The organism is Bartonella refiksaydamii, assembly GCF_902652675.1.
GTDB lineage: Bacteria > Pseudomonadota > Alphaproteobacteria > Rhizobiales > Rhizobiaceae > Bartonella > Bartonella refiksaydamii.
This window is the reverse complement of sequence record NZ_LR736298.1, coordinates 19,136-37,455: the sequence shown is the minus strand read 5'-3', so window position 1 is coordinate 37,455 and position 18,320 is coordinate 19,136. Positions and strand designations below refer to the sequence as shown.

Sequence of the window (18,320 nt, the reverse complement as noted above, 5' to 3'; positions counted from 1 at the left end):
CTTTAAAGTTTCTCAAAAAGGTACGTCATCATCTAATTTATGTGAAAAACTTTCTCCCAACTGGCTATTGTTTTGATCAAAAACATTTCCCTTATTTGAGCCGCTATCACCAAAACCACCACTCGCCTGATTTGCTCCTTGCATTTGCTCCCCACCAGCAGCTCCACGCCCATCCAGCATTTGTAATTCACCACGATATTTTTGCAAGACAACCTCTGTTGTATAACGGTCATTCCCATTTTGATCTTGCCATTTTCGTGTCTGTAACTGACCTTCAATGTAGATTTTGCTGCCTTTTTTTAAATATTGCTCTACAACTTTAACAAGATTTTCATTAAAAATAACGATACTATGCCACTCAGTGCGTTCTTTTCGCTCATTTGTATTACGATCTCGCCAACTTTCTGAAGTAGCAATACGTAAATTTGCTACTTGATCACCAGAGTTCAAACGGCGAATTTCAGGATCTGCACCAAGATTACCAATCAAAATAACTTTATTAAGGCTACCAGCCATCGCATAAACTCCAAAATTTTAATTCGCAAAACGACCATCGCCGTATAGCAGCTACCATCTTGACCTTATCATTTTCACATTTACCAATTGACCTTTCCTATGGACTTTTCTACCCCTTTCAGAAGACCCTACCGTGTAATTATAACAAAAAATGATAACAACGCATAGTCTATTACATCATCAGCAAATAAAAAGCTGCTCCTTACATTTTTCTTTCCACAGAACTTGCATTATTTTCCCTCGTAAAAACAATTAAACACGTTATAATTCTAAAAAACAGCTTTATTCTATTTTGGATGCTTAATTTTTGTCACATATGCCAAGGGTGAAATATGACTCATCAAAAATACATCTCTATCCGCGGTGCACGTGAGCATAACCTTAAAAATATTGATCTCGATCTCCCTCGTGACAAACTAATCGTAATCACGGGACTTTCTGGATCAGGTAAATCATCCTTAGCTTTTGATACAATTTACGCAGAAGGCCAACGCCGCTACGTTGAAAGCCTTTCTGCCTACGCACGCCAATTTCTAGAAGTGATGCAAAAACCAGATGTGGATCGAATAGACGGTCTTTCTCCAGCCATCTCCATTGAACAAAAAACGACTAGCCACAACCCCCGTTCAACAGTGGGAACCATCACTGAAATTCACGATTACATGCGCCTTCTCTTTGCACGTATTGGTATTCCTCATTCCCCTGCTACAGGACTTCCTATTGAAAGCCAAACCGTAAGCCAAATGGTTGATCAAATTATGACCTTACAAGAAGGTACACGGATCTTCATTATGGCACCTCTCGTCCGAGGACGAAAGGGAGAATATAAAAAAGAGCTAACAGAACTTTTAAAAAAAGGATTCCAGCGCGCTAAAGTTAATGGAAAATTCTATGAAATCCCCGATATTCCTCCCCTTGATAAAAAGTATAAACATGACATAGATGTAGTGGTAGACCGCATTGTTGTAGGTAATGATATTTCCTCTCGCTTAGCGGACAGTATAGAAACCTGTTTACAGCTAGCCAATGGTCTTGCAATTGCTGAAATGGCGGATCAGCCTTTGGGAGCAAAAGAAACCACGAAAGAATCTGCTCATAAATCAAAAAATGAAACCCACAAACGGCTTATTTTTTCAGAAAGGTTTTCCTGTCCCATCTCTGGATTTTCTGTCCCTGAGATTGAACCACGCCTCTTTTCATTTAATAGCCCTTTTGGTGCTTGCCCTCTTTGCGACGGGCTTGGCATTAAAAAGGCAGTAGACCCCAAAAGAATCGTACCAAATGAAGATCTTACCTTAAAGGAAGGAGCAATTGCCCCTTGGTCTGAACCATCTTCACCCTACTATAGCCAAACTTTAGAAGCATTAGGCAAAGTTTACGGATTTAAACTCACAGATAAATGGTGCACGCTCTCAGATGAAGCACAACGCGCTATTCTCTATGGTGCAAAGAAACAAGAAATCTCCTTTATTTATGAAAATGATCAAAAATTGCATAAAACAACTCGACGCTTTGAAGGAATTATCCCGAATATGGAGCGGCGATGGAAAGAAACCGATTCTACTTTGTCCCGTGAAGAAATCGAACGTTATATGTCTTCTTCTCCCTGCCCAGCTTGTCATGGTTATCGTTTAAAACCAGAGGCGCTAGCCGTCAAAATCCATGGGATGCATATTGGGCAAATATCAGAACTTTCTATCCTAAAAGCAAATGATTGGTTCGCCAATCTTCCTCAATATCTAACGGAAAAACAACACAGTATTGCGACACGCATTTTAAAAGAAATTCATGAACGATTAACTTTTTTAAATCATGTAGGACTTGAATATCTTACCTTATCTCGGAGTTCAGGTACTCTTTCAGGTGGAGAAAGTCAACGTATCCGATTAGCATCCCAAATTGGTTCTGGTCTTACAGGTGTCCTTTATATTTTAGATGAACCATCCATTGGTTTACACCAACGCGATAATGAACGCCTCTTGAAAATGCTGCGCCATCTACGTGATCTTAGCAACACGGTTATTGTTGTTGAACATGATGAAGATGCCATTCTTACTGCAGACCATGTGGTTGATATGGGCCCTGCTGCTGGTGTTCATGGTGGAGAAATAATAGCGCAAGGCACACCGCAAGAAATTATAGAAAATCCATCCTCTCTTACAGGACAATACCTTTCAGGAAAAATAGCTGTTAAAGTACCTGCTCAACGACGAAAAATATTGAAATCAAAAACACTTAAAGTCATCGGAGCGCGTGGAAATAACCTCAAAAATATCAGTGCGAATATCCCTCTTGGAACCTTTACGTGCATAACTGGCGTTTCTGGAGGAGGAAAATCAACATTTCTTATTGAAACTCTTTTCAAAGCTGCTTCATGCCATATCATGGGAAGCCATCACAGCCCCGCAATCTATGATAAAATTGAAGGATTAGAATTTCTCGATAAAGTCATTGATATAAACCAATCACCTATTGGACGCACCCCACGCTCTAATCCAGCAACCTATACTGGCGCATTTACCCCGATTCGTGAGTGGTTTGCCGAACTTCCAGAGTCAAAAGCCCGTGGTTATCAAGCAGGACGTTTTTCATTTAATGTTAAAGGAGGACGCTGCGAAGCATGTCAAGGTGACGGAGTTATCAAAATTGAAATGCACTTTTTACCTGATGTTTATGTTACTTGCGATGTTTGCCAAGGAAAACGCTATAATCGAGAAACGTTGGAAGTAAAATTTAAAGGGCAATCCATAGCCGATATTTTGGATATGACAATTGAAAAAGCTGAAGAATTTTTTCAAGCTATTCCTACCATTCACAACAAAATGAAGACCCTTATCAAAGTTGGTCTCGGCTATATCAAAATAGGACAACAAGCCACAACACTTTCTGGTGGTGAAGCTCAACGTGTAAAACTTGCTAAAGAACTTTCACGTAAAACAACAGGTCGTACACTCTACATTTTGGACGAACCAACAACAGGTCTGCATTTCCATGATATTTCTAAACTACTTGAAGTGCTACATGAACTTGTCGAACAAGGTAATACAGTCGTCGTCATTGAACATAATCTTGATGTTATAAAGACAGCCGACTGGATTATTGATTTAGGACCAGAAGGTGGAGATCGTGGTGGTGAAATTGTTGCTGTTGGCCGTCCTGAAGATATTGTGAATGTTCCCACTTCCTATACGGGAAAATTTTTGAAAAAAATTTTGCTACGCCAACATTTATATAATTTCAAGTCTTAAGCGATTCTTCTTATAAGATCAGTGTGCTACAATAAAAAAGAAAGCAAAATGTCCTTTAGTTATGTCATTGTTATTCTTTACCAACCTTGTAGATTTTTTTATCAAAATATAACAGCGTCTCCCTTTATGCTACAAGAAAGACTTTCTTCCCCAAATATCTAGCAACATAATTTTTGATTTTTTGTGTACAAAGTATCTGTTGAACATCTTACCGTTGCCAATATAATGTGATGCAGTCTAAAAAGACAAATTAACGTTGGAGATAATTTCGGCATGAAAAAAATTGAAGCCATTATAAAACCTTTCAAACTTGATGAAGTAAAAGAAGCGCTTCAAAAAATTGGCTTAGATGGCATAACAGTAACAGAAGCAAAAGGTTTTGGTCGTCAAAAAGAACATACAGAGCTTTATCGCGGTGCTCAATATGTTGTTGATTTTCTACCTAAAGTAAAGATTGAAATTGTTGTTGCGGATGAAAAGTTGGAACAAGCCGTTAACACAATACGTGAAGCAGCTCAAACAAAACATATTGGGGATGGAAAAATATTTGTTTTTTCCATTGATGATGCCATTCGTATCGGCACTAACGAATCTGGAATCGATGCTCTTTAATAAATAACAACAAAATTTTTCACCTTTTTTATCTACATCAATCCCACATAAGGAAATTGAATATGACAACTGCATCAGATATTATCAAACAGATTGCAGACAACGAAATCCGTTTTGTTGATTTACGTTTTACCGATCCACGAGGAAAGTTGCATCACGTAACAATGGATATCACAGAAATTAGCGAAGATACATTTAGCGATGGTGTTATGTTTGATGGTTCTTCAATTGCCGGATGGAAAACGATTCATGAATCTGACATGGTTTTGATGCCAGATTCAGAAACAGCTCATATCGATCCTTTCTTTGCTCAATCTACTTTAGTCATATTTTGTGACGTGCTCGATCCTGTTTCTGGGGAGTTTTATCGTAGAGATCCTCGTTCTATTGCCAAGAGAGCTGAAGTTTATATAAAATCTTTAGGAATAGGAGATACAATCAATGTAGGTCCAGAAGCAGAATTTTTTATCTTTGATGATGTGCGCTATAAAACTGATCCTTACAATACAGGATTTAAGCTTGATTCAAGTGAACTTCCATCTAATAACGATACGGAATATGAGATAGGCAATCTGGGGCATCGCCCACGCATGAAGGGAGGGTACCTTCCTGTTCCCCCCATCGATTCCTGCCAAGATATGCGCTCTGAAATGCTCACCGCACTCAAAGATATGGGGGTCCAAGTTGAAAAACATCATCACGAAGTAGCAGCAAGCCAGCATGAATTAGGTATGCGCTTTGATACTCTTGTTCGTGAAGCTGATAAGATGCAAATTTTTAAATATGTCGTGCATCAAATAGCAAACAGCTACGGGAAAACAGCAACTTTCATGCCAAAACCGGTTTTTGGTGACAACGGCTCAGGTATGCATGTTCATATATCCATTTGGAAAGATGGAAAAACAATATTTGCGGGAAATGAATATGCAGGACTATCGGAGACTTGCTTGTTCTTTATCGGCGGTATCATTAAGCACGCAAAAGCAATCAACGCCTTTACCAATCCCTCTACCAATTCCTATAAGCGTTTGGTTCCTGGTTATGAAGCTCCTGTCTTTCTTGCTTACTCCGCACGCAACCGTTCTGCATCTTGCCGTATTCCTATGAGTGCTTCACCAAATTCAAAACGTGTAGAAGTTCGTTTTCCAGACCCAACAGCAAATCCGTATTTGGCGTTTTCAGCACTCTTAATGGCTGGTCTTGATGGCATCAAAAATAAAATCCATCCTGGACACGCTATGGATAAAGATCTTTACGACCTCCCCTTAAAAGAGTGCAAAGAAATCCCTACAGTCTCAAGTAGTCTACGCGAAGCACTTGAAGAACTTGATAAAGATCGCGGTTTTCTTAAAGCCGGTGACGTTTTTGATGATGATCAAATTAATTCCTTTATTCAAGTAAAAATGCAAGAAGTTTTGCGTTACGAAACAACTCCTCATCCTGTTGAATTTGATATGTACTATTCTGTTTAAAGAATAAAAAGTCATTCCTTTTGATTCAAAACGGAGGTTAAAACCTCCATTTTTGTGGATATTCCTATTTTTAAAGGGCACCGATAGTTTTCTCCCAATGTGCTTTTCATTTATAAGTTTAGTTGAATCCACTCAAATCGATTATCAAGGTTTCCAATGCTGAGAATTCGTTACCTCTTTCCCATTCTTTTATGCATTGCTTTTATTATATCAGCAGTTCAAGCCTATACCATTACCAATCAAGAACTTACAACCCTTGAAAAAGCAACATCTGCTTACAGCGAAGCAATTCAAAATGCCGATACAGATACCATCTTAAATGCTATTCCTCCCCAAATCATCGCTAGTCTAGCTGCCAAAAAAAATATCAGTAAATCGCAGTTCCAACAAATCATGAAAAAGCAAATAGAGCAGTTGGCAGAAAATTATAAAATTGAAAGTATCCATATAGATCCAAAACAAAAACGTGAAGGCAAACTTGATAATGATATTCCCTATTTCGTTATACCTGTAGAGTTTGTAACTGTAACAAATGCTGGAAAGCGTTGCATTCAGACTGAAATTATTGCCCTTCTTTACAACAAGCAATGGTATTTTATCCGCGGTAATGATGAAGCTATCTTAAATATAAGCAATGAAGCATTTCCTGGACTTGAAAAGATTAAAATCAATCCGCAAAAAATTATGAAAATACTATGATTTGGAAAAGAGCGCGAGCATAAACAACAGAAGAAAAACTGAATTTACAAACAAGTTGTAACAATTGTAGCAGCAGCATTAAACTCAGCTTTCTTATGAGCACGACGCGTCACTGCTTCCTCATCAACACCCCACTGTTCCATCAACCAATCTTCATCTAAATGAGCAGTATCCCAAGCATGATCAGCATCAAAATTCCCCGCAGTAACAGCCAGAGCAATAAGAGCTGATCCTGTTAAGGTTGTCATTGTATGAAGCGCAGCAAGCGTATAAGGAGACTCAACTTGACGTAAATAATTACTCACTGCTTGGATAGATTCCCGAGATTGTTCAACATGCATAAGCCCTTCTGTCACCTGAAATCGTGCACCAAATTTTTCTTCTGCCCAATCCAATAAAGGATCCCACTGTTCACGTTGTCGCTCCACCAGCTCTTTTGGTGTTTGTGCGCGATAAAACATCATATCGCATGCAACAAAACGTAATAGATCTTCAAAAACAACCTGCATATCATCAGCTATACCATCAATAACAGTGTTAACCAAACGCGTAACCGGCATTTTTGCTGGATCAATAACTTGCTTTTGGCTTTCAAACTCTTGTACCACTAATGTAGCAAATGCTGCTGTAGGTACAAGAAAATGGCGTCTTGCTGGTGTTTTAACTGGACATCCATCCAACAATATAGAAAAACCTTCTTCTTTACACAAAGTTTTCACTTCTTTATAAAATCGTTTTGGTAGCGACTGACATGAAAAATTTTGAGTCTTTTGAACAGGGTTATTTTTATTCAATTGCATATCAAACTGATTCAAAATTTCACGCATATTATTTACCTCTGATATTTTCAAAAAAAACTGGTTTTTCTAAATTTTATACCTCTCAATGAGGTTTAACTTGGCCTCCTTCCCTGGCCTAAAAAAGAAAAATCTTACCAGCATCAATCTGATTTAAGACTATATTTCATGTCTATTTTACAAACAAGACAATGGTGAACGCCTTGTTTATATTCAGCAACAACTGTCAGAACAATTTTTTTAAAGTATTGTACTTAATCTAAAAACTAGATGTGTTGAATTAAAAAAAATTCCATTCCACCATTACTGCCCACAGTGTTTGCGAAATTTTAGAAAACCGCATTGGAGCTCTGTCTGTATCGATGAGACTTATATCAAAGTTAAAGGCAAGGGAAAATATCTCTATTGAGCTATTGATAAACGTGGCCTTTCCATATGATGCTTAAGGTATCATCAAGCCATTTATGGTAATCGCGAGCTTCTTCGTTTGAGGCATGAACAGAGAAAATAAAACCAGGATATCCACCGAATGCTGGTGGAGGTGGTGAAATATGATCAATTTCAAAGAAAATGATAGTTCTAGCAGTTAGTGGATGCTGTACAACCTTATCTAAACCTGAAAATCCAGAAAACCGTCCATGACCACGAAGAGGAATAATGTAATTTGCTGCCACTTTTTCAGCTGGGAGTACATCCGGAAGCTCTAAGTTTTGTTCAGCTAAAGCAGCATTCATGCACAGTTTTCCAAATGAAATCCCTGTACCTTGCTCCACAATAAAATGGGAAACACCTGACCCACCTATACGAGCACCGATCTCAATTACATAAGGTAAATTATTGGCATCTAAGCGTAGCTCTACATGGGCAGCTCCCATGTTTATACCAAGAGCTTTAACCCCAGAGCACGCAGCCTTACATAAAGCAATAATTAAAGGATCGTCTATATCACGGCGTTGACGATAAATTGTTTCTTCGAACCATGGTCCTTCAGGTTTTCCCTTGTCTCCAACGGCCAAAACGTGCACACCTGCTGTATCGACAAAGCATTCCACAACAAACTCTTTTCCTGGTAAATACTGTTCTACTACTAAACCTACAGATTTATTTTCATAGTTGAAACGTGCCATATCTTTATGCTGAACATTCCATACCACTTTGATGAGATCAGGAAATTCTTCAGAGTTTTTAGCTAACATTACGCCTATACTACCAGCTCCAAAAACGGGTTTAATGACTAGCGGCCAACCCAAAGCATGTACTTGTGATAGATCTTCTGGATTATCTATATAAAAAAATCTTGGTGTTCTAAGCCCTGCTTTAACAAAAGCTTGACGCATTAGATATTTGTTCCGAGTTAATGCCGCTACTTCTGGCTCAATACTGGGAGTATTGATTTTTTTTGCAGCTAAAGCTGTCCATATAATGGCTTCTTCGCAAAGAGTCATAACCCCACCAATATTGCGTTCTTTCACTCCGGCTGCAAAAACGTCTAGAGCTAAGTCTGGATGATCAAAAACAGGAAGCTGCCAAGTTGAAGTTACTGCCGCAGGTAGCTGAATAGGTGCATTTTCAGCGATATCATAAATCATTACTAATTCGATGTTAGCTGCTTTCGCAGCTTCAAATATAAAGGGTAGTTTTGCATTACGCTGACAAACTAACGCCAATTTTTTCATTTTATTTTTTCCTTATAATTTAGAATTTTTGGAACGGTGTTTCAGTTGCCATCCAGATACTTTTGATGCATCTATAAATAAGAGTATCATCCCTATAACAACTACAATCATAGCAATTATTTTGATAGCACTTAGAGAAGTTCTAGAACCAATTATCCATTCACATGCCACTACTGCAAAAGGAGCTAATACGCCGATAGTATTGGCGTATAATACGCCTCCTTCGGCTAAAACTTTTTGGTACAATACGTAACCTGGTGCAGATAAAAATGCTCCTAAAATCAATATCTTAAATATATCTTCTAACTTAAGATGTAATAGTGGAGCAGAATCAAAAATGAATAATGGCATAAATGATGCTGCAGAAATTGTAGTAATCCAAGCCAGTGCGGATAGCAAAGGTAAATTTTTAAGATAACGTTTAGACAACAAGCCATAAATAGAGTAAGAAAGTGCTGCTATTAAAGCAAGACCTATCCCTATCAAGCTATAATATCCATCCTCTACACTGTTTATATTGAATGCTACAGCTGCTACACTAACAATCATCACCCCGCCAAGCTTCAGCCATGAGAACTCAAGGCCGTGAGTCAGTGCACCCAATATATAGGTAATACCTGGAATAGTGGCGAGCACCATAGTTAAATCACTAGCTTTGAGCGATTTTAAAGCGCCAAAGCTTGCATACAAAATACAGCGAGAATCCTAATACTGATAGAATTAAAAAAGAAGGCACCATTGCAAGCAACGGTAATGATCTTAAAACGGCTTTCTCACGAAATACTACGATCAACCATAAAGCTGCAGCAGTAGCACATAACCTAAGTCCAACTGCATGCATTACCGGTATACTGTTAACCAAATTCTTAGATAATAACCAACTTATGGAAAACAACGCTAGAATAGTAAAAGTAAAGAATAATAACCGTCCTTTTAAAAAACTCAATGATTTAATCCTCCAATCACTCGCCGTGCATAATATGATGTTGAAAAATCAAATCGTGACTTTGGAGTTTTCGGCTTCCCAAGGTTATTTTGGATATAATCTTTAGCACCTGCTAAATAAGCGTCATCATCCAATGCTTCAAGTGCTTCTATATCTACGATTATCAATGGTATTACTTCTTTAAGACGCTCCAAATCAAATTGAAGATAACCTCGCCCTGTTTCAATCAATGCTTTGTTACGCATCAATATTTCAAAAAGTAAGATACCTGTACCAGCATCGAACGTCATATACTGGTCAGAACCTTTTGGATAACGAAATATGCGTTCTAATAGGACAAACTCAGATATTTCTTTCCAAAACTTTGGACGATTTTGTAGCATAATACGCACTGTAATTAAGTCCACTTTAATTTCTTTTAGAAGACCTGCAAACCAATTTAATTTTATATACAGATTCTTATCTAATGGCCGCGGTCCAGTATGGTGTGCATAGTCATGATAATAGCCCCACAAACAACGAACATCATAAACGTCATCTTTAGATAAGCTACGATTACTCAATTGGCCAAATAGGAATTTACTATCTCGACCGAGTAAACGTTCAGCTTCCACGATTGTCTGCTCATTGTAAATATCAAAGAATTTGCTGAAAAAAAACAAAGCAAATGCTTGCTTATCAATTTTCTTAGCAGTAGCCACAGATTCTGGGAATAGAACAATACAATTTCCCTCTAAAAATCCCCTTGACGCTATTCCCATTTTTATACATTGAAACGGTGATACATAATTCTTTGTATATTCTAAGGCCTCTGCAAGATAGGGTGTTTCATGACGGTAGCCTGTAACTAATTCTAGCCGAAATCCTTCTGGATCAGGCCCATTCGTAGCACGCATTGGAGCTAAAAAAAATAGAGGGGAATCTGGTAATGGCGCTTTGAATGCAGCCAAAGTGTTATCAAATTTTGGGGGAGTATTTAAACCGCTGAGCATCCACTGATTAAAATCATCACAAGTGGTAGCTAAAAGCTCCGGAGATAATCCGTCAATAATATCTACATGACGGTTCAACAGAGTGATCAATTCATTGATCATATCACCATCTGCTGAAATTGGTTCTTTAATACTACCATCTAGTTCTTGGCGTACACGAAGTTTGTCAACCAGGTCAACAATAGAAAGAAGTGTTTCAAATTGCTTCATGATGAGCTGACTTTAGCGAGTGGAGCAAGAAGGCCATTGGCACTTGCCCAAAATTTTTGACAATATTCAGCTCGTAGCGCTTTGCAGCAACCAACGTCGTGATACAAGCATCTGCTCTTTCAGCTTTACAAAGAACCGCTGCGTCAGCATTGCTGTTGGCAAATATTTTGTCATATTGATGTGCCACCAGAGATTGTGGGGCAGGATGAGTAGCTACAGTTTTAATTTCATCAGAGTTATTGTGTTTAGCTAAGACCATAGGATGAGTAGGCATGATAAAGCTATCAAATAATTGCATATCACCTAAACGTGTGAATATAAGTGTATGCAAATCGGGGTAAGCAGCACAACTCAGGAGATAACCATCTTTTTTCTGAGCAAGTTCACTAAAGGCTTCTTCAAGAGTTGCGTAAAGATAATACGCGATTTTGAATCAGTGGGAGAGATATTTAAATTATGATTGTCAAACCACCATTGAGCCGCAGCCGCACAGTTAGTATCCGCAGGGCCAAGTGTATAGATAAAAGTATTATTTTCAGGTTGCATGATCTCTATTCTTTCAATTATGTGACTAAATTACTAAAATATGTAGAATAGAATCAACCACAATGAATCGAGCTTTCATTGGTTATAATACTTCAAATTAGTATTTTAAACAATATATATAAATGCAAATTTAAAGTATAATTCATTCTTAACAAAAAATATAAAAAATTAAGACTATGTTTTCCTATTTTGAGGAAGTATTTATTTCCGTTGGCTTATTATATTGATCAAATTAAATACCCACCTAAATTAGCAATATCTACACGCGTAAACAGCTTAAAAGATGTTTCTAGCAGAACGCTAAAGCCGAAAAAATGCTTATCACTCAAAGAAAGTTACGGAATAATACCTCTTGGTCATCATCCTACGTTGCTAGTAGCTGTGGAGGCACACCAATTGACATTATTCGCCAATATATCCTACAATAAAATACACTTGGTGTATGAAATTTACATGCCTTATATCCCCTTAAACAACAATATTTTTGGGCATAATAGGATAAAGAAACTGTAGAAAAAATTGTAAATGATATGTGCCAGATTTATCACTAAAAATACAATTCTTGAACAATGATCACTTATTAAGGCTCTCCCCATAACAAATGATCTCTGTAAAACCTTATCAAATTTACAAAATTGCACAAATCAAAAAGAAAAAACGACAAAAATCCTTATTCGATTCTACCTATTCTGTCTCACCATCATGCTCATCAAAAGCCAAAAGATTAAAACTTTGTACCATATGGGGTGGTAAGGGTGCTACAATATCCAACACCCCTCCTGAAGGATGAGGGATACGAATACGGCGCGCATGAAGGTGAAGACGGTTTTGAATTCCCCCCAGTAATGCCCAATTACTATCAGAAAAAAAATATTTTGAATCACCAATGATAGGATGATCCATATGGGCGGCATGCACACGTAGCTGATGTGTTCTCCCCGTATAAGGTTCCATTTCAAGCCACGAAAGAGCCCTCCCCCTAGTATCTAAAACGCGATAGTAAGAAACCGCATGGTTAGAATCTGGTTCTCCATGTTCACAAACACGCATTTTATCACCTTGCGCAGTGATATCCTTAACCATCCATGTTGAAATCTTATCTTGCTTTTTTTTAGGCACTCCCCGAACCAATGCCCAATAAGTCTTTTTCGTTTCCCGCTCTCTAAAAGCAGCCGTCAATGCCTGCGCAGCACTCCTAGACCGCGCAACGATGAGGACACCAGATGTTTCACGATCAAGGCGGTGAACCAAACGTGGTTTTTCGCCTTTCTTATTGCGCCATGCCTCAAGCATGCTATCCACGTGGCGCGTCAAGCCAGAGCCACCTTGTACAGCTAACCCCGCAGGCTTATTAAAAACAAAAACCTTTGGATCTTCATAGAGGAGCATTTTTTTCAAAACAGTTTCATCATCCTGTCCACGAAGTGTTTTATCCGTTATAGGAAAGCTTTCCTTATCATCAACAGGGCAAGGTGGAACACGCACAACCTGTCCCATAAAAAGACGCGTATCCGTTTTAACACGTCCACCATCAACTCGTATCTGTCCAGAACGAAGCAACTTTTGTAAATATCCAAATCCAACTCTTGGATAATGCACTTTAAACCAGCGATCCAAGCGCATTCCATTTTCATCTACTTCGACCTGTTTTATTTCGACGCCTACCATAACCCTTCCCTTACCAGACAATTTTCTTGGCCCTTTTTATGCCTTAAACACAAAAACTCATACCCTATAGAATTGGTTTTATCACACCATATTACAATCAGTATCTAAAATTGCATTTTCTTACTGATAAAATTTTATTAACTCAAAACTTAGTGATTATCAGAACTGTAACCTTTGTACTTATGATAACTATTGGAGATAATGCTCTGTGTCCTTATTCAAAACCTATGCACGTGTTCTTACCTACCTAAACAGAGAAAAAAATACATCTCTTTTAATCTGTACAGCAAATATTATATTGGCTATTATCACCATTGCAGAACCTATTTTATTTGGACGCGTCATTGACGCTATCGCAGAAAAATCAGGTATTGTTTTAACCATCACCATTTGGGTATGTTTTGGATTTTCACATATTATTGCTTACGTTCTTGTAGCTCGCGGTGCGGATCGCTTAGCACATAGACGTCGCATAACTGTTTTAGCGGAATCCTTTGAGCGTATCATTGCTATGCCTTTAATGTGGCATCAACAAAGAGGAACTTCTAACTCTCTTCACACACTCTTGCGCGCCGTAGATTCTATGTCAACCATATGGCTTGATTTTATGCGTCAACATCTCTCAACCCTTGTCGCTTTATTCATTCTTATCCCCATAGCTTTTAACATGAATTGGCGTCTTTCAACAGTCTTGGTTGTACTCGCCATCATTTATGTACTGATTGCACGTTTAGTGATGCAAAAAACAAAAGACGGACAAGCCGCTGTAGAAAGCTACCATCATAATCTTTTTAAACATGTAAGTGATTCAATCTCTAACGTTTCCATCGTACAAAGCTACAACCGAGTAAAAGAAGAAACTTCCACATTGCATCAGCATACAAACAATCTTCTTAAAGCACAAAATCCTGTTCTCAATTGGTGGGCTCTTGCAAGTGGCTTAAACCGAATGGCCTCAACTATTTCAATAGTTTGTGTTCTTCTGCTTGGAGCTTTTTTTGTAGCAAAAAGCCAATTACGTGTAGGTGAGGTAGTCGCCTTCGTCGGATTTGCGCAATTAATGATTAGCCGTCTGGATCAAATGAGCAGTTTTATTAATTTAACCGTATCCTCACAAGCAAAACTACAAGAATTCTTTGCAATGGAAGACTCAACCTTTCATATCAATGAACCTGAAAATCTACCTTCCCTTCAAAATGTTAAGGGTGCCATAGAATTTCATCACGTTACCTATAAATTCCCAAATTCTTCTCAAGGTGTTTTTGACATCTCCTTTGAGGTTAAAGCAGGACAAACTGTTGCAATTGTAGGACCAACAGGTGCTGGCAAGACAACATTAATCAATTTGCTGCAGCGTATGTACGATCCTACATTTGGACATATCTCCATTGACGGAATAAATATACGCTCTGTTAATCGCGAATCTTTACGCAAATCTTTAGCAACAGTATTTCAAGACTCTGGACTTTTTAATCGAACTATTCACGAAAACATCTCAGTAGGACGGACAACCGCAACGGATGAGGAACTTTATGAAGCGGCCAAAATAGCAGCTGCCCATGATTTTATCCTAACAAAAACCGATCGTTATGACACAATGGTCGGCGAACGGGGGTCTCAATTGTCAGGTGGAGAAAGACAACGTTTAGCAATTGCACGTGCTGTTTTAAAAAATGCCCCCATCCTCATTCTAGATGAAGCAACAAGTGCCCTTGATGTTGAAACGGAAGCGCACGTTAAAGATGCTCTTGATTGCATAAGTCATAACCGCACCATTTTTATTATAGCACATCGCCTTTCAACAATACGCAATGCTGATGTTGTGCTTTTTCTAGAACATGGTCATTTAATTGAAAAAGGAAGCTTTCAAGAGCTGATCAATAAAGGTGGGCGCTTTTATAAACTATTACAAGCCAGCGGTTTAACAATCGAGCAACCAGTGATAGGAAAAGATAAAAACGTATTCCCATTGCATGAAACCATTGCATCATAGAATCAGCACTCACTCTTTAAGAAAGATCCTATCTAAATTACAAACTCTACTCTCTTTAAAAAATCTCGAAGCGAAGCAACACAAATAACTAACAAAAAATTATCCCTCAAGAAAAGCTTTTAATGCCGCAAGTGCCTCACCAGCCTTATTCCCATCAGGTCCACCAGCCTGCGCCATATCAGGACGACCACCACCACCTTTACCTCCAAGGATACCTGAAACAACACGAACGAGATCAACAGCATTCAATCTATGAATTAAATCACCTGTAATACCAACAACAACACTCCCCTTACCATCCTCTGAAACACCGATGAAAGTGACAACACCAGATCCAATTTGCTTCTTTCCAGAATCCACTAATGCTTTGAGATCCCGTGGTAAAATGTTTCCAACAACACGTCCCATAAAAGAAATGCCATTGATGATGGTAACATCTTCTTGACCACTCTTCATGCCTCCACTGTCCAGAGCAATTTTCTTGCGTGCATCATTTAACTCTTTTTTAAATTTACGACGATCATCAAGTAAAATACGAACACGTTCTTCCACATCAGTCGGAGAAATTTTTAAAAGGTCAGCAATTTCATGAATTCGCTCATCTTGGCGGTTCAGATGGAGGCGTGCGGCTGTACCTGTTAAAGCTTCGATACGACGAACTCCAGCAGCTACAGAACTTTCAGAAACTATATGGATCAAACCGATATCCCCTGTTCTCTTCACATGTGTGCCACCACAAAGCTCAATTGACCAATTCCTCTTTAACTCTCCCTGCTCAAGCTGGTTTCCCATGGAAACAACGCGAACTTCATCACCATATCTTTCACCAAATAACGCCATTGCCCCTTCAGAAATTGCATCATCCACGAGCATAAGGCGAGTTTTTACTTCACTATTTTGCAAAACAATATCGTTCGCTAAATCTGCTATCTTTTTCAGTTCTTCTGAAGAAACAGGTTTTGGATGAGAAAAATCAAAACGTAACCGATCTGGCAATACAAGAGAGCCTTTCTGTGCAACATGGGATCCTAATGTTTGGCGTAAAGCTTCGTGTAATAAATGGGTAGCAGAATGATTTGCACGAATTTTCTTACGACGAACAATATCAACGGTTAATTCTAAACAATCAGACGTTTTTGCCTGACCAGACTTCACTTCTCCAATATGGATAAAAACACCATCACCTTTTCTCTGAGTATCATGCACCTCAAAAACAAAACTTTCATGAGAAATGATACCGCTATCACCAATCTGCCCACCAGATTCACCATAAAAAGGTGTCTGATTCACAACAAGAATAGCTTTCTGCCCTAAAGAAATATGATCAACTATTGTTCCATCATACACAATAGCTGTAAGAATACCTTTAGCTGTTTCGGTTTCATAACCTAAAAATTCTGTGCTCCCCACTTTTTCACGAATAGAAAACCAGATCTTTTCCGTAACGGCCTCTCCAGAACCAGACCAATTGGCACGTGCTTTCTCTTTTTGACGTTCCATCGCCTTATCAAAAACGTCAACGTTAACAGATATTCCGCGACTTCGAAGTGCATCTTGCGTCAAATCAAGCGGAAAACCATAGGTATCATAAAGCTTGAAAGCAACTTCACCATTCAAATAATCTCCTTCTTTAAGAGCAATACTTGCTTCATTCAACAACTCCAATCCCCGTTCAAGCGTTTTACGAAAACGCGTTTCTTCTAACTTTAAAGTTTCTGCAATCAAAGATTCAGCACGCACTAATTCAGGATAAGCTTGTCCCATTTCATGAATTAAAGCAGGCAAAAGTCGCCACATTAAAGGTTCTTTAGTACCAAGGAGATGCGCATGACGCATAGCACGACGCATAATACGACGTAAAACATACCCCCGTCCTTCATTGGAGGGAAGAACACCATCAGCAATCAAAAATGCACATGAACGAAGATGATCAGCAATCACGCGATGGCTCGCAACAAAATTACCCGTTGCCTCAATCCCTGTTATCTCTTGGGATGCACCAATTAATGCACGAAAAAGATCAATATCATAATTATCATGAACACCCTGTAAAACAGCTGCAATACGCTCTAACCCCATGCCCGTGTCAATAGAAGGATGAGGCAACTCAACACGCTCTTCCTTAGCAACCTGCTCATACTGCATGAAGACAAGATTCCAAATTTCAATAAAGCGATCACCATCTTCATCTGCACTTCCAGGCGGTCCTCCAAAAATTCCATCGCCATGGTCATAAAAAATCTCTGAACAAGGACCACAAGGCCCCGTATCTCCCATCGCCCAAAAATTATCAGACGTCGCAATACGAACAATTTTTTCATCAGGAAGACCTGAAATTTTACGCCATAACTCAGCAGCTGCATCATCACTTTGATAAACTGTCACCAACAACTTCTCTTTTGGAAGACAAAATTCTTTTGTTAAAAGATTCCATGATAAAAAAATGGCTTCTTCTTTAAAATAGTCACCAAAAGAAAAATTACCTAACATCTCAAAAAATGTATGATGGCGTGCCGTATAGCCAACATTATCAAGATCATTATGCTTTCCACCGGCACGCACACATTTTTGCGCCGTTGCTACCTGCTTATAAGAACGCTGTTCAAGTCCAGTAAAAACATTTTTAAACTGCACCATTCCTGCATTTGTAAACATGAGTGTAGGATCATTACGCGGAACAAGAGGGCTAGAAGAAAGAACTTTATGCCCATTGAGATGAAAATAATCTAGGAAAGTTGACCGTATACTATTAACACTATTCATATCGTAACCTGTGGAGTACAGCGCAAAACCATATAAGTAAAATCCCCTTCCATTAAATATCCTCTTTTCTATACGTAGAGTTAATTTAATCAAAGGGTGGTTTTTTGTTCAAAGAAATTTAGAAAAGCGATCTCAATATTTTAAAACACTAACAAATAAAAAAATAAATGACGTCCGCATAT

Annotated in this window: 15 protein-coding genes and 1 pseudogene; 7 read left to right on the top strand and 9 right to left on the bottom strand. The window is 38.5% G+C overall.

Annotated elements, in window-relative coordinates; translation table 11 throughout:
• Positions 1-12 precede the first annotated feature (12 nt).
• The gene (locus GQO39_RS04650) at positions 13-516 is read right to left on the bottom strand and encodes a single-stranded DNA-binding protein (protein ID WP_156851131.1); all 504 of its coding nucleotides are present in this window, start codon (positions 514-516) and stop codon (positions 13-15) included.
• Between the two features lie 332 nt (positions 517-848).
• Here GQO39_RS04650 and uvrA point away from each other — a divergent pair, with 332 nt between their 5' ends.
• The 4 genes from uvrA (at position 849) to GQO39_RS04630 (ending at position 6,547) form a co-directional block, all read left to right on the top strand.
• Positions 849-3,764 carry an excinuclease ABC subunit UvrA gene (gene uvrA / locus GQO39_RS04645; RefSeq protein ID WP_156851130.1) on the top strand — a complete coding sequence of 972 codons (2,916 nt, stop codon included), beginning with the start codon at positions 849-851 and terminating at the stop codon, positions 3,762-3,764.
• A gap of 273 nt (positions 3,765-4,037) precedes the next feature.
• Positions 4,038-4,376 carry a P-II family nitrogen regulator gene (locus GQO39_RS04640; protein WP_007552650.1) on the top strand — a complete coding sequence of 113 codons (339 nt, stop codon included), beginning with the start codon at positions 4,038-4,040 and terminating at the stop codon, positions 4,374-4,376.
• Positions 4,377-4,438: 62 nt separating this feature from the next.
• Positions 4,439-5,848, top strand: a complete 1,410-nt coding sequence (gene glnA, locus GQO39_RS04635) for a type I glutamate--ammonia ligase (RefSeq protein WP_156851129.1) — start codon at positions 4,439-4,441, stop codon at positions 5,846-5,848.
• A gap of 156 nt (positions 5,849-6,004) precedes the next feature.
• Positions 6,005-6,547, top strand: coding sequence for a hypothetical protein (locus GQO39_RS04630; protein WP_007552648.1), 543 nt, complete (start codon positions 6,005-6,007; stop codon positions 6,545-6,547).
• Positions 6,548-6,591: 44 nt separating this feature from the next.
• Here GQO39_RS04630 and GQO39_RS04625 read toward each other — a convergent pair whose 3' ends face one another.
• Positions 6,592-7,374 (bottom strand): ATP12 family chaperone protein, encoded by a 783-nt coding sequence (locus GQO39_RS04625; RefSeq protein ID WP_156851128.1) that lies wholly within the window; start codon positions 7,372-7,374, stop codon positions 6,592-6,594.
• A gap of 289 nt (positions 7,375-7,663) precedes the next feature.
• Here GQO39_RS04625 and GQO39_RS09180 point away from each other — a divergent pair.
• A pseudogene (locus GQO39_RS09180) lies at positions 7,664-7,750 on the top strand (IS6 family transposase); the annotation flags it as partial.
• A 4-nt stretch (positions 7,751-7,754) separates the two neighbouring features.
• Here GQO39_RS09180 and GQO39_RS04620 read toward each other — a convergent pair.
• From GQO39_RS04620 to GQO39_RS08975, 5 genes are all read right to left on the bottom strand, one after another.
• Entirely contained in the window at positions 7,755-9,020 is a 1,266-nt protein-coding gene (locus GQO39_RS04620; RefSeq protein ID WP_156851127.1) for an ATP-grasp domain-containing protein, read from the bottom strand.
• Between the two features lie 12 nt (positions 9,021-9,032).
• Positions 9,033-9,710: a DMT family transporter gene (locus GQO39_RS04615; RefSeq protein WP_246668526.1), complete on the bottom strand. Its 678-nt coding sequence runs from the start codon at positions 9,708-9,710 to the stop codon at positions 9,033-9,035.
• A 252-nt stretch (positions 9,711-9,962) separates the two neighbouring features.
• The gene (locus GQO39_RS04610; RefSeq protein WP_156851126.1) at positions 9,963-11,168 is read right to left on the bottom strand and encodes a DUF6421 family protein; all 1,206 of its coding nucleotides are present in this window, start codon (positions 11,166-11,168) and stop codon (positions 9,963-9,965) included.
• Positions 11,155-11,499, bottom strand: coding sequence for a prephenate dehydratase domain-containing protein (locus GQO39_RS04605; protein WP_246668525.1), 345 nt, complete (start codon positions 11,497-11,499; stop codon positions 11,155-11,157). Before GQO39_RS04605 ends, GQO39_RS04610 begins: the two co-directional genes overlap by 14 nt.
• A 20-nt stretch (positions 11,500-11,519) precedes the next feature.
• On the bottom strand, positions 11,520-11,714 hold the full coding sequence (locus GQO39_RS08975) for a hypothetical protein (RefSeq protein ID WP_156851125.1): 195 nt from the start codon (positions 11,712-11,714) through the stop codon (positions 11,520-11,522).
• A 314-nt stretch (positions 11,715-12,028) separates the two neighbouring features.
• On the opposite strand from GQO39_RS08975, the gene GQO39_RS09455 reads away from it, so the two are divergent.
• Positions 12,029-12,142: a transposase gene (locus GQO39_RS09455; protein ID WP_155799336.1), complete on the top strand. Its 114-nt coding sequence runs from the start codon at positions 12,029-12,031 to the stop codon at positions 12,140-12,142.
• 256 nt (positions 12,143-12,398) lie between these two features.
• On the opposite strand, the gene GQO39_RS04590 is transcribed toward GQO39_RS09455, so the two are convergent.
• On the bottom strand, positions 12,399-13,382 hold the full coding sequence (locus GQO39_RS04590) for an RluA family pseudouridine synthase (RefSeq protein WP_156851124.1): 984 nt from the start codon (positions 13,380-13,382) through the stop codon (positions 12,399-12,401).
• Positions 13,383-13,590: 208 nt separating this feature from the next.
• Between GQO39_RS04590 and GQO39_RS04585 the strand changes: the two genes are divergently transcribed.
• On the top strand, positions 13,591-15,375 hold the full coding sequence (locus GQO39_RS04585) for a glucan ABC transporter ATP-binding protein/ permease (protein WP_156851123.1): 1,785 nt from the start codon (positions 13,591-13,593) through the stop codon (positions 15,373-15,375).
• Between the two features lie 99 nt (positions 15,376-15,474).
• Here GQO39_RS04585 and alaS read toward each other — a convergent pair whose 3' ends face one another.
• Entirely contained in the window at positions 15,475-18,138 is a 2,664-nt protein-coding gene (alaS, locus tag GQO39_RS04580) for an alanine--tRNA ligase (RefSeq protein WP_156851122.1), read from the bottom strand.
• Between the last annotated feature and the right edge of the window lie 182 nt (positions 18,139-18,320).

Bases quoted from the DNA above. Each gene is read 5' to 3' on its own strand.
- GQO39_RS04650 (WP_156851131.1), bottom strand. From the start codon at position 516: ATGGCTGGTAGCCTTAATAAAGTTATTTTGATTGGTAATCTTGGTGCA.
- GQO39_RS04620 (WP_156851127.1), bottom strand. From the start codon at position 9,020: ATGAAAAAATTGGCGTTAGTTTGTCAGCGTAATGCAAAACTACCCTTT.
- GQO39_RS04630 (WP_007552648.1), top strand. From the start codon at position 6,005: ATGCTGAGAATTCGTTACCTCTTTCCCATTCTTTTATGCATTGCTTTT.
- GQO39_RS04640 (WP_007552650.1), top strand. From the start codon at position 4,038: ATGAAAAAAATTGAAGCCATTATAAAACCTTTCAAACTTGATGAAGTA.
- GQO39_RS08975 (WP_156851125.1), bottom strand. From the start codon at position 11,714: ATGCAACCTGAAAATAATACTTTTATCTATACACTTGGCCCTGCGGAT.
- uvrA (WP_156851130.1), top strand. From the start codon at position 849: ATGACTCATCAAAAATACATCTCTATCCGCGGTGCACGTGAGCATAAC.
- GQO39_RS09455 (WP_155799336.1), top strand. From the start codon at position 12,029: ATGCTTATCACTCAAAGAAAGTTACGGAATAATACCTCTTGGTCATCA.
- glnA (WP_156851129.1), top strand. From the start codon at position 4,439: ATGACAACTGCATCAGATATTATCAAACAGATTGCAGACAACGAAATC.
- GQO39_RS04590 (WP_156851124.1), bottom strand. From the start codon at position 13,382: ATGGTAGGCGTCGAAATAAAACAGGTCGAAGTAGATGAAAATGGAATG.
- GQO39_RS04625 (WP_156851128.1), bottom strand. From the start codon at position 7,374: ATGCGTGAAATTTTGAATCAGTTTGATATGCAATTGAATAAAAATAAC.
- GQO39_RS04610 (WP_156851126.1), bottom strand. From the start codon at position 11,168: ATGAAGCAATTTGAAACACTTCTTTCTATTGTTGACCTGGTTGACAAA.
- alaS (WP_156851122.1), bottom strand. From the start codon at position 18,138: ATGAATAGTGTTAATAGTATACGGTCAACTTTCCTAGATTATTTTCAT.